Origin of the sequence: Bacteroides sp. 90-K9/2 (genome assembly GCF_047310725.1) — a bacterium.
Classification (GTDB): Bacteria; Bacteroidota; Bacteroidia; order Bacteroidales; family Bacteroidaceae; genus Bacteroides; species Bacteroides vicugnae.
Genome location: NZ_JBCGVL010000001.1, coordinates 351788 through 363605 on the forward strand (window position 1 = coordinate 351788; position 11818 = coordinate 363605).

General features: G+C 38.3%; 16 protein-coding genes. 5 read left to right on the forward strand and 11 right to left on the reverse strand.

Annotation, left to right across the window (positions count from 1 at the left end; genetic code table 11):
* Positions 1-45 precede the first annotated feature (45 nt).
* The 5 genes from AAHJ11_RS01245 (at position 46) to AAHJ11_RS01265 (ending at position 4199) form a co-directional block, all read left to right on the forward strand.
* Positions 46-1107: a sensor histidine kinase gene (locus tag AAHJ11_RS01245; protein ID WP_099145814.1), complete on the forward strand. Its 1062-nt coding sequence runs from the start codon at positions 46-48 to the stop codon at positions 1105-1107.
* A gap of 42 nt (positions 1108-1149) precedes the next feature.
* Positions 1150-1848, forward strand: coding sequence for a LytTR family DNA-binding domain-containing protein (locus tag AAHJ11_RS01250; RefSeq protein WP_320975309.1), 699 nt, complete (start codon positions 1150-1152; stop codon positions 1846-1848).
* Positions 1849-2216: 368 nt separating this feature from the next.
* Complete coding sequence (locus AAHJ11_RS01255; protein ID WP_413578938.1) at positions 2217-3440, forward strand: tyrosine-type recombinase/integrase; 1224 nt, start codon at positions 2217-2219, stop codon at positions 3438-3440.
* 97 nt (positions 3441-3537) lie between these two features.
* Entirely contained in the window at positions 3538-3708 is a 171-nt protein-coding gene (locus AAHJ11_RS01260; RefSeq protein ID WP_004313367.1) for a hypothetical protein, read from the forward strand.
* Positions 3709-3749: 41 nt separating this feature from the next.
* A complete protein-coding gene (locus AAHJ11_RS01265; protein ID WP_413578939.1) occupies positions 3750-4199 on the forward strand; it encodes a DUF5053 domain-containing protein in 450 nt (149 codons plus the stop codon).
* 172 nt (positions 4200-4371) lie between these two features.
* Here the strand turns inward: AAHJ11_RS01265 and AAHJ11_RS01270 are convergent, their stop codons facing one another.
* From AAHJ11_RS01270 to AAHJ11_RS01320, 11 genes are all read right to left on the reverse strand, one after another.
* The gene (locus AAHJ11_RS01270) at positions 4372-5472 is read right to left on the reverse strand and encodes a putative phage abortive infection protein (RefSeq protein WP_413578941.1); all 1101 of its coding nucleotides are present in this window, start codon (positions 5470-5472) and stop codon (positions 4372-4374) included.
* 367 nt (positions 5473-5839) lie between these two features.
* Complete coding sequence (locus AAHJ11_RS01275; protein WP_073344921.1) at positions 5840-6334, reverse strand: hypothetical protein; 495 nt, start codon at positions 6332-6334, stop codon at positions 5840-5842.
* Positions 6335-6436: 102 nt separating this feature from the next.
* A complete protein-coding gene (locus tag AAHJ11_RS01280; RefSeq protein ID WP_413578942.1) occupies positions 6437-6628 on the reverse strand; it encodes a hypothetical protein in 192 nt (63 codons plus the stop codon).
* Between the two features lie 169 nt (positions 6629-6797).
* Positions 6798-7316, reverse strand: a complete 519-nt coding sequence (locus AAHJ11_RS01285) for a hypothetical protein (RefSeq protein WP_024987000.1) — start codon at positions 7314-7316, stop codon at positions 6798-6800.
* Complete coding sequence (locus tag AAHJ11_RS01290; RefSeq protein WP_413578944.1) at positions 7313-7891, reverse strand: N-acetylmuramoyl-L-alanine amidase; 579 nt, start codon at positions 7889-7891, stop codon at positions 7313-7315. The genes AAHJ11_RS01285 and AAHJ11_RS01290 overlap by 4 nt, the downstream gene beginning before the upstream one ends.
* Complete coding sequence (locus AAHJ11_RS01295; protein ID WP_195475203.1) at positions 7875-8273, reverse strand: hypothetical protein; 399 nt, start codon at positions 8271-8273, stop codon at positions 7875-7877. Before AAHJ11_RS01295 ends, AAHJ11_RS01290 begins: the two co-directional genes overlap by 17 nt.
* An 11-nt stretch (positions 8274-8284) precedes the next feature.
* Positions 8285-8572 (reverse strand): hypothetical protein, encoded by a 288-nt coding sequence (locus tag AAHJ11_RS01300; protein WP_413578945.1) that lies wholly within the window; start codon positions 8570-8572, stop codon positions 8285-8287.
* 197 nt (positions 8573-8769) lie between these two features.
* A complete protein-coding gene (locus AAHJ11_RS01305) occupies positions 8770-9048 on the reverse strand; it encodes a hypothetical protein (protein WP_004300310.1) in 279 nt (92 codons plus the stop codon).
* Positions 9011-10432 carry an RNA-directed DNA polymerase gene (locus AAHJ11_RS01310; RefSeq protein WP_413578947.1) on the reverse strand — a complete coding sequence of 474 codons (1422 nt, stop codon included), beginning with the start codon at positions 10430-10432 and terminating at the stop codon, positions 9011-9013. The genes AAHJ11_RS01305 and AAHJ11_RS01310 overlap by 38 nt, the downstream gene beginning before the upstream one ends.
* A gap of 14 nt (positions 10433-10446) precedes the next feature.
* Positions 10447-10854: a four helix bundle protein gene (locus tag AAHJ11_RS01315; protein WP_413578948.1), complete on the reverse strand. Its 408-nt coding sequence runs from the start codon at positions 10852-10854 to the stop codon at positions 10447-10449.
* Between the two features lie 146 nt (positions 10855-11000).
* On the reverse strand, positions 11001-11810 hold the full coding sequence (locus AAHJ11_RS01320) for a DUF1566 domain-containing protein (RefSeq protein WP_413578949.1): 810 nt from the start codon (positions 11808-11810) through the stop codon (positions 11001-11003).
* Positions 11811-11818: the final 8 nt, after the last annotated feature.

An 11818-nucleotide genomic window follows, 5' to 3' on the forward strand; every position in this document is an offset into this window, starting at 1 on the left:
ATTGACAACCGTCGGTTGTCAATTAAAAAAATTATCTTTGTCTTTATGAAACAAACCTTTACATCCGCACGTCGTCCCCTGGAGATACTGATACACATTATCAGCTGGGGGATTATGTTCGGTTTCCCGTTCTTCTTCGTTGAACGTGGAAACGGGAACATTAACTGGATGGCCTATATACGCCATCTTGCTGTACCACTCTCTTTCATGATTGCGTTCTACGTGAATTATTTCATTCTTGTTCCCCGTTACCTGTTTCAGAGTCAGGCCAAAAGATATATCGTCTACAACATTATCTTTTTATGTGTCATCGGCATTTTGTTACATCTCTGGCAAAGCCTGACATTCGATCCGTCATTTATGCCCAAATCCAAAAGACCGGGGATGCCTCCGGGATGGTTGTTCTTCCTTAGAGATATGTTGAGCCTCGTATTTACTATCGGTCTAAGTGCCGCTATCCGTATGAGCGCGCGATGGACGCAGAATGAAGCAGCCCGCAAAGAAGCGGAACGAAACCGTGCGGAAGCGGAACTGAAAAATCTACGGAACCAACTGAACCCTCACTTTCTGCTGAATACACTGAATAATATCTATGCACTGATTGCATTTGATTCGGACAAGGCGCAACAAGCAGTTCAGGAGTTGAGCAAACTGCTTCGTTATGTGTTATATGATAATCAACAGACATACGTTCCTCTCTGCAAGGAGGTTGATTTTATCCGGAATTACATTGAACTGATGCGCATCCGCTTGTCGGCCAATGTACAGATGATTACTAAATTCGATATTCAGCCCGACAGCCAGACGCTTATAGCCCCGCTTATCTTTATCTCATTGATAGAGAATGCTTTCAAGCATGGCATCTCCCCTACTGAATCGAGTTTCATCAGTATTCATCTTTCGGAGAATGATAAGGAGGTGATTTGCGAAATCCGCAACAGTAATCATCCAAAGACAGTGGAGGATAAAAGTGGCTCGGGTGTGGGACTGGAGCAAGTCAGCCGCCGGTTGGAGATTCTTTATCCCGGGGCTTATACTTGGTCGAAAGGCATCTCAAAGGATGAAAAAGTATACGAATCGAGATTAAGCATCAAGATCAAAGAGTAGATTTCAAAACATTGGATATAAGAACTTTAGATATAAATTAGTATGATGTTACGTTGTGCAATTGTTGACGATGAGCCGTTAGCTCTTAGCTTGTTAGAGAGTTACGTGAATAAAACCCCGTTCCTGCAACTCATAGGAAAGTATTCCAGTGCGGTTCAGGCAATGAAAGAATTGCCTGGCGAAGAGGTCGATCTCCTGTTTCTGGACATCCAGATGCCGGAGCTTAATGGTTTGGAGTTTTCGAAGATGGTAGATCCGCACACCCGCATTGTGTTTACCACTGCTTTCGGACAGTATGCCATCGACGGTTATCGTGTCAATGCACTCGATTACCTGCTGAAACCGATCTCATACGTCGATTTCCTGCAAGCCGCCAACAAAGCCCTTCAATGGTTCGAACTTGTGCAGAAACCGGAAGAGATAGACAGTATCTTTGTGAAAAGTGACTACAAACTGGTGCAAGTGGACTTGAAGAAAATCATGTATATCGAAGGACTGAAAGATTATATTAAAATATATACGGAAGATGCTTCCAAACCCATTCTATCACTGATGAGTATGAAAGCAATGGAGGAACTTTTACCTTCCAGCCGTTTCATACGTGTGCACCGCTCATTCATCGTACAAAAAGATAAGATACGCGTGATCGACCGCGGCCGTATTGTTTTTGACAAGACATATATTCCTATCAGCGATAGTTACAAACAAGTTTTTCAGACTTTTCTTGACGAAAGGAGCTGATTATTCATGAATTTATCGGTAAAAAAGTGATTTTTGTCGATTATAGTTTGTCAAAACCCGTTTTATATCTACCTTTGCAAAGAACAGAAAGGGATTGTGAAATTCCAAGAATAGAATAGTTTAGTTAAGTCTAGTTTAGTTTTTGTGTTGATCGGAAGCCTGCGAGCGAGCATGAGCTTCCGATTTTTTATTTTACTGATATACAGTATATTAAAAGCAAAATCGAACTATTTTTCTTATCAATTAGTAGTCTATATTAGAGAACAAAAACGTCACTTTTGACGCTATAAAATGGTCGGATTATGGTCGAAAAATTCCCGGATTAGAATCTGATTATAAGTAAATTACAATAGGATGTTAAAAAAATAATGGTCGAAAACGCCATTTTTACCCTAAAAACACAAATTATGGCTACATTAACATTGGTAATAGTTCCCGCAAAGAAGTTATCAGACGGGACACACAAAATAAGAATTCGAGTCGCACACAACTCCGAAACGAGATTCATCACAACGGATATAGTGGTAAGGGAAAACGAGTTTAAGAACGGGAAAATAATACACCGTCCAGACAAGGATTTTCTCAATACAAAATTACAACAGCTATACAATCTTTATTTCAAGCGATACATGGAACTGGAATACCCTGATTCGCTCACTTGTACGCAATTAGTCAGAATGATAACTAACCCGTTAAACGGAGAAAAGCACCGTAAGTTCGAGGATGTCGTGGATGAATATCTGTCCCAAATAGATAAAGAAGAACGTACCAAGACATACAAACTCTATCGGTTGGCCACAAACAAGTTTATGCAATTCATCGGGAGCGGTTCTCTCATGGAGCATATCACCCCTATCAGAATGAACCAGTATATATCATGGCTCAAAAAGACAAAGCTGTCAAGCACCACAATCAACATCTACATAACCCTGCTAAAGGTTATCATTAACTATGCTATAAAGATGAGATACGTCACCTACGATATCGACCCTTTCATCACAGCCAGAATTCCATCAGCCCAAAAGAGGGAAACGCAAATCACCGTCGAAGAACTCAAGACAATCAGGGACGCCAATTTAGAGCATTACAATCTCAACGTCACACGGGACATTTTCATGCTTACTTATTATCTTGCCGGCATGAACCTAGTAGACATACTAGCATACGATTTCCGGACGGATGAAATAAACTACATCCGAAAAAAGACCAAAAACACCAAAGAGGGGGACTCCCTGATTTCCTTTTCCATTCCCGAAGAAGCAAAGCCCATTATAAAAAAGTATATGAAAAAGAATACAGGGAAAATTATATTCGGAAAATACAAGAACTATACCTCCTGCTATAACCTGCTGGCCAGGAAAATCAGCCAACTGGGCAAGGTGGCAGGAATCAGGCATAAATTCACCCTGTATTCAGCCCGCAAATCTTTCGTCCAACATGGATATGACTTGGGAATTCCTCTTAGTACACTGGAATACTGTATCGGGCAATCAATGAAAGAAGATAGACCAATCTTCAACTATGTCACAATAATGAGGAAACACGCTGATAAAGCAATCAGGGAAATACTTGACAACTTGAAAAATGAATAATCACATATAAAATAAATCACTAAGAATTTGCATAATAACCAAATGCTTATTATCTTTGTAGTGTCAAATAAGAGTTCTTAATTTTAATGTTTAACTGATGAAAGATGAAGAAAAAAAAGAATTAGAACAAGAGTATGAGAATTTAAAACTTCTCGCTTCATTTCACGAGGCCTATGGGGTTCCTGAAAATGCCAAAGAACGGGAAGCGCTTATAAATGACATACTCGATCGGATGAACGAAATCCAAGAGAAATTAAAAAAGTTGTAATTAACATCCCTCCTTTCGGGGAGGGACAAACATTAAAAGCTATGATAGATTGGAATGATTGCCTGCCAACAAAAGAAATGCAGGCTGACTTTGAAAGATTCAAAGAACTAAAAACCACAGAAGAAAAAGAAGCTTTCAAAAAGGAAATGCAGAATAAATATAATAAACTACCGGAAGCCCAAAAGGAAGCCTACAAAAAAGCATCTGAAGCTGGGCTAAAAGCAACGGTAAATGCCTGCAATGATTATATAGAAAGAGCGGAAGAAGCCATATTACGTGATAAACTTGGAGAATTGCCCGAAGCAATCTCATTCAGTTATATTGCAAAGAAATATTTTGGTAAAAGTAGAAACTGGCTATATCAACGTATTAACGGGAATATAGTCAACGGGAAAAAGGCTCGCTTTACTGACAATGAACTCAAAACGTTCCTGAACGCTTTGAACGATGTTAGCGAAATGATTCATCAGACATCATTAAAAATCAGTTAAGCTCTTATTTGACACCATCCCTGCATTGAGCCGATGCAGGGATTTTTATTGTCTAATCGAAAAATAATTGTATCTTTGCAACATCAAGATAATACGGACATAATTCGGATTATTTTGGTTTGACTTTGGTGAGGGGGTGGTTCCCCTCACTTTTTTATTTCTACCGAACATTCTATAGTATATTATTTTCTGAAAGAATCACATTGTACAATTTTTCCAACAAATCACTAGACATATATTCGTTTTTGTTTGCCTTTTGAAACAAGACTGGTGGAAAATGTATATATTCCATTCGGCGGGATACAGATTCATCATTTATCCCCTCTTTCAATCGCACATCTTTCAACTCAAGGTTATTGAACAAATCGGCATTCAAGTATAACCTTCGTGTCTCAATTGTTGATAATGAACTAAATGAGTTAAAAAACAACAACACAAGTTCATACTTTGACAGTTGCGCTCGAAATATATTCGAATATTTTAGGGGCGAAGTGAATTCCGAAGTCATTTCCAAAATATAATAAGCATTCCTAAAATATGTGCCAAGTTGATTTTTATATGGGGCAAAACAATGATCAGCGGCTTTAGCACAAGCTTCAGCTATGGGCTTGAAATTATTCTGTTCAAAATAGATCTTAATTACATTTAAACAGAGGTAATCATAGGTGTTTATATGTACAGGATAAATATTAATCTTTCCTTTATGTACTCCAAATTCATGCTCTGAATAAATGTTGTTAATGGCAGCCTTCAATTGACCATATATAAGCATCCATTGCTCTTTAGACATATTCTTGGGAATAATTCTCCTTACAAATTCCTCTTTGGAAAAATTCTCAGGAATACCTCTTCTAATTTCCAAATAGAAAGTATGATATAACTCTACATAAATCTGTCGATAAGTTTTTTCTGGTGTACAAAACTCATTATAAGGAGTTATTTTCCATTCACATTGTTTTTCATCATATGCCCAATCTATTCTTTTCACTTGCAAGGCATCCCGATATGAAATGAAAATCCTAAGCAACTCAAAAAAGACAGCTCTATCCTCGCTATTCAAGAATTGCAGTTTATTCTGTCTTAATGTAAATAAAACTCCGACGAATGCTATTAATCCTGAAATCGCTCCTAATAGACTTCCAAATTCACCCCAGTCGGTCTTATCTGCAAACTTACCTTTGGTCTGAATAAAATAGAAAGCTAAAATGACTATTATAACTAATATGAGGATGATAGTTCCCCAAACGAGCCAACCTTTTACATTTCTTTTCATTCTTATCATAAATCAAAATCTAATAAGTTTTAAAACAATATTATCAATTCAAATATAATCATGATTTTGATAAATAAAAAATATTTCCAGAAATAATAGATTCCAAAGGTACTAAAGTTTGTTCCTATTTATCACAGCAAACAATATAATACAAGTGCTCACCAATTATAGCTATACTTGACTTAAAAGAAAAGTTCTCACTTTTTTATTTTCCCGACCGAACTTTTCAATTATATATTAGTACTATCTTATGTAACCCTTCTGGAGAGTTTGTTGATTCATGTGTTGTTGATTAGAAGGATTACAAAATAAAAGAGGTAGCCAAATTGTGGCTACCTCTCATTTTTTCTTGTACAATAATGAATTATTAATCAGTTTCTAAAATAACCGCATCTATTAATTTTTGCATATCTTCGATAAGATACAGAGGAACACAAACTATAATATCTTTCACACCAATGTATTGGGCCATTATAGCTCGATGTCTTCCTTCTTTTATGATGAGATCGTCTTGTTTCATCTCCAAAATAGGAGGATCAACATATTCTTTATTAAGCCATCTGTTTATAGTTCTGGCAAAACGAGATTCTTCAGGCCAATATCCATCAAATGTTTTGTTAAAAACCACATCATCCAAATTACTTGAATGTTCTATCAACTTTTCAAGATTACATCGCATAAAAACACAATTTGAACCAGGATATGCAGGATGATAAATTGGCCCTTGCATTTTTTCAATATTAGTTGTCCAAACAGGAACTATGTTTTTAAGTTCCTCATCACTCATTTCTCGACATTTATTCCTTAATAAAATATCTTCTTCATCTAAATCTTCATCATCATTTTTTTTCCAATCTTCCATAGTTATCACATTAGTTATAAAAAATAGCAATATTATGCTATGTTACAAAATACAACTACAAATTTAGAAAGCCCCGTATCCTTGAACGGGGCTAAATTCTAACTAATCATTTTCAGCTAATTTCCGAATAGCTTTTAGTCTTTCTTTTATAGCTAAAATTCTTTGTTTATCATCCGAAGAAGATAAGAATTTTAGCTCATCTTTAAGTAAATCGGCTTGTTGCCTTTCAAGTTCCCGAGCATCTTCCTGACTTATCGCTCCAAAGCCAGTAATTCTACAATTGTCATGTTCCATACAAATAATTATTTAAGTTAAACATTTGTATTCCGAGCAAAAAAATATGCCGGAACACATTTTCTTTGTATTCCGGCACGAAGGCACTTGTTTATACAGTTGCAAATATATATATTATTTCTCAAATATTGTATTTTTAACCATATATTTTTAATCAAGAATTGTATTCTCAACAAAATGGCTTCTTTCTTAATCCATACGCTAGCCAACAGATAATAATCAAAATAATTACTCCTATATAAACTTTATCTTTATGTAAATCCCACCAAGATAACTCGACTACCTTCTCTCTTTGATTTAGTAAAGCATTCACCTTGTTACTTATAGTATCAAGTCGATTCGAGAACTGCTGCAAAGTAATGGATAATGTTTCATCAACTTCACTCCGTTCTTGCTCCTGTTTGGAAGCGGTGGTAGTACTTTCTTTGACTAGATACTGTTTTCCGGTTGAATCCGGAAGCGACAAGTAAACTGTTTTATTCTCAATTTTCAGATCACTCAACTTGTCAGTAGTAACTTTCGTTTGCTTATTCACATCCAGCTGTAATGATTCAATTAAGTTTCGCAAATACAAAAAATCCCCTGAATAGTCAATCTGCTTTTGTGACTCAATGTTATGAGAAGTTTTGCAGGAAGTAAACCATATTCCTGACATCAGGAACATGGTTATATAGATTAGCATTTTCATACTTTCAGATATTTACAAATACCTTTCACATGAAGAGAGACAATAGTCCGTTTACCTTCTTCTGACAGCAAGAAATCCACATCTTCCTTGTTATCCTGAAAAAGGTTTTCCGTCAAAACAGCCGGACACTTCGTATGCTTCAAGATATAAAAACCACTCTCCTTATCTGGATCACCGTCTGCCATATCTTTCCGTATCTTCATTCCAAGCAAACATTCTTCAGCAGCTCCATACAGATAGTCAGCCAGCTTATCAGCTTTTGTCTGCCCCACACTGGTCCATGCTTCCCAACCACGTGCCTGCATCCAATTTGAGCCATTACCGGCTGCATTACAATGAATAGAAACAAGAATTGCTTCGGAAGCCTTATACTCGTTCACTCTCCGGCAACGTTCTGCCAATGGTACATCCACTTCTTCTTTCACGACCAGTTCCGCATCAATTCCTAGTTTACGCAATTCAAATACTACACGCCCGGCAATTTCACGGGTATAGGCGTATTCTTTTAACCTACCATCCGGGGAACACTTACCCGGAGTATTACTACCATGACCATTATCAATCAATACTTTCATTTTCTTCCTCCTTTTTATTAATTATTGCAATTCTACGTGGTGGAATACGGCGACCGCATTCACTATCAGGCCGGTCACAGCGATTATGTTCAGCATCTTTCAACTGCAATTCCAACTCATGACATTTATGTATCCAAGATAATTTATCATTTTGCTCATTACGTAATTCAACATAAATAGTGTCTATCTTCATATCACGTTGTGCAATACGATCCTCTAACCAATCCACCTGCTTACGCTCATTCTCATCTTCCATAGAATCAGCAGAAGCATCTTCCTTACGCGCATTTGTTTTGCGATTCACGTAAAAATTAACGATCCATTTAATCGCTTCAAACCCGCCCAATGCTCCTATTACAGCTAACCATTCATTTAAGCCCATTATTTTCTCAATCAATAGAAATGAACAAGAACAACCAGTATAGCAATTATACCAGGAAACAAGACAGTAGCTAACGCATCCAGCCAATCAAAGATGAACCCGCACTTTTTCTGAATGTACTCAACCACTATTGCAGCAATGGCGGTTGTCGTTAAAGAAACAATAGCAGATTTACAGAAATCAATGCCTAATAGAAGGAAACAGAAAACAAGCATTACAACAAAGACGAACATCCCGGCTTTGACGTGTGCCGGTCGGTTAGATTGCAAAATCCAATCATACAATACTTTTATACTCATAGCATTTAATTATTAATAAAATATTCTGTATGGAACAAATGTATTGAGTATAATAACGAGTTTTACAAAAATGGAAAATCTTGGAAATCAATTCTATGATAAATATCTATAAAACAAGACATTATAATTTTCACTTTTTCCATAAATAAAAAAGGGATGCTTGATAAGCACCCCTAAACAACCAACAGATTGAACTATTAATCCGTAAACATATACACGGAAAGATCAACCTTTTCTATTTCGTCTGAAATTGTATCTCCATACATTGTTAGACACACCCGATAACGGTCAATACTTCTTTGAATCTGTTGCAAGGTAGGTTTCTCGGGATATTCCGAACTGGCAAAAGTTACTAGTTCTTCACCATTCTCACTGGTACCAACCACCCGGAAGTGATGACGTACAATCCAAGTTCCGTCCGGCTGTTGCTCGATAGGCTTAGCAATCCCACGCGGTAAGATATTTTTTTGATCCATGTTTTTTGATATGTTTAATTAGTTGTTTTCTATGGTTATATTTATTCTTCAATACAAACTTTTCAAAATGTCCTTCGATATAAACATATTCCCACCATTCAGGAAGTAACATCGCTGCAATTTTACGGCGGATATTGTACGTTGCAAAGTGTTTCATCAGACCATAATAAGAGTTCATTGTACTCACAAACTTCTCAACATGTGCTTCAGCAAACCCGCTTTCAGCTATTTTATTAAATTTTCTAACAGCGTTATATGTGTTACCAACCACCCTGTCAGATACATAAATTCTACCCGGCAAAATGAACGCCCCTACAAACAATACTCCTTTTTTATAATGCTGAAGATACAGTTTCTTCGGATGCAACTGTAAAAGAAGCTGTTCTTTCAAGAAACCATCAAGAAGATGGACTTTGGACAATATTTCTTCCGGTGATTTCACTACGATACAAAAGTCATCAACAAAGCGTACATAATACATGAATCCCAGTATTTTCATCACGAAATAATCATATACAGACGCCAGAAAGTTGGCTATGAGTTGCGACGGCAGGTTCCCGATAGCCACTCCCCTGTCAGGGTCATTATGAAACAGACTTTTATTACTGGGAAGTTTGTCCCACATGGAGACGGGAGAGCGTCTGATACACTTATTTTGTGGACAATGAAAGATAGTAACGGCTAGAAGATAAAGCAGACATTCAATATCATCGCCTTTATAATTGTCCCTTACGAATATGTTCAGCATTTCCCATACCAACGATTTCGAGATAGACATGAAGAAACTGAACAGGTCATCTTTGAAAATGTACGCATCGGCAGTATAATTCTCACTGACCTCGACTATCATGTTATTCAGATAGTGCACGGCAGACAGACATCCCTCACCTTTCCGGCAGTTCTTCGAGACGTTCCCTTGTTCCCGAAAACGTTCCTCTAAAATCGGCTCGATACGAAGAGCGATCCAGTGATGGACAACACGATCAATGAAAGCGGCGGCAAAAACCTCCCGATATACCGGGTAAGTCCGTATGAATACTTTTGAAAAGTCCGGTACATATTCACCGTAAATAATAGAATACCATAGCCGCACCAATGCAGACTGATAATCATTATAAAACTCAACACAATCCGTACTCGTTCTTTTCTGCCTGGCACAATCTTCGGATGCTTCGAAAATACTGCTAAGAAGTATGTCATAGATTATATTACCTGTTGCGGCGAGGGGACGAACCCGGTTCGCGTTCTGGCGGTTGTTCGTGTTGACGTTGCCGTTGTTGAAGTTCACGTTCCAACTGCTGGAAGCCGTTGCATCCGCTATCTTAGTCTTTCCCGGCTCATCACCGGGGGGATGCCCAATAAATAATTCTAATTGCTCACCCATAATCTCCGTAAAGATTACAGCTCCGGCTTTGCGACTTGTTGCAATCCGTTAGCTTTTTGCCGTTGGAGATCTGCAACCGTTTTTTTGTACCAGCCGGTACTTTGCTTACCGATACTCTCTGCAAGCAGACAGATTTCAGCTGTTTGAGTCAGGCTGGTCAAATGTCGTTCTTCACACACTCTTAGCAGTAATTTCAATGCATCAAACTCACACAAAAACTTCATCAGATAATCTGCACGGTGCTCAAGGTTCATATCTGTATTTGCATAACGGATATATTCGCAACAATGGACGGCAAGCATCATCAACTCCGTACCAAATTCATACCGGAACGCCTTGGGGAATTGTTGCCGGGCATCAATGATAAGGTTCAGAAGCTTATACATCGAATTTGATATAGGAAGGTCCTGTGTAAGTGCCATGTTAATTTTTTAATATTTTAATGTATGTATTAGAGGACACAAAGTTAATAACTGTAAAGCAATTAACACAATTTTAGCACAAAAAAGTGAAACTAAAAAGCCCCTACCGGGGCTTTTATTTAGCTAAATCACTAAGGGATAAAGAATTAAAGGGATAAAGTGTTTATTGCGGCGAGGGGACGAACCCGGCCCGCGTACTGGCGGCTGCCCGTGTAGACGCCGCCGCTGCCGAAGCTCACGTTCCAACTGCTGGAAGCGTCATATTCGGTACTAGACCAATACCATTCGTTTGTAAATATATTTTGATTACCAAACATAGAAGTTATGAGCTCATTGATTTCGGTTTTATACTTGGCCACAAGCATAAGTTCCCCCAGTGCGGGCAGGTTCCACACGGTTGTATCTTCGATACCGTCGTTTTCAAGGGTACAGCCACGGTATGCGCGGGCGGCTTCAGCAGCAGGAGCGCCGACAGTTCCCTGAGTGTCCTTGACGCCTGCAAGGGTTTCAAGGATTACATCGGTATTTTCTTTGCCGTCGAACGTATCATAGAGTCCTTGGTTACCACTGCCGTAGTTTTTCAGGCCGCGCAGGTCTGTGCCGTAGCCACCCCATTTGAAGGTTTTCGTACCGTCGGCGGCGACACAGTCGCTTTTGGCGATAATGAACTGGTGACATTCGGCACGTAGCCGGATGCCGATACGGATATACTTGGAGCGGTTATTCGCGCTCATGGAGTTCCATTCGGAAGCCGTGAAAAAGACTTGTTCACCGTCTTCGATTCGAAGCGTAGCCAAAGAAAGGTCAAGAAGTGTACCTGCCCATTGCATATACTTGGCGATGTCACTCGCAGGGGTATTTTCATTGACGGTTGTAAAACCGATTGATTGCAAAGCTGCAACTTGGTCTTGTTTATTCAGGCGCATAAGCATTGCGTTAGCGATATTTTTATCCATTTTATTAT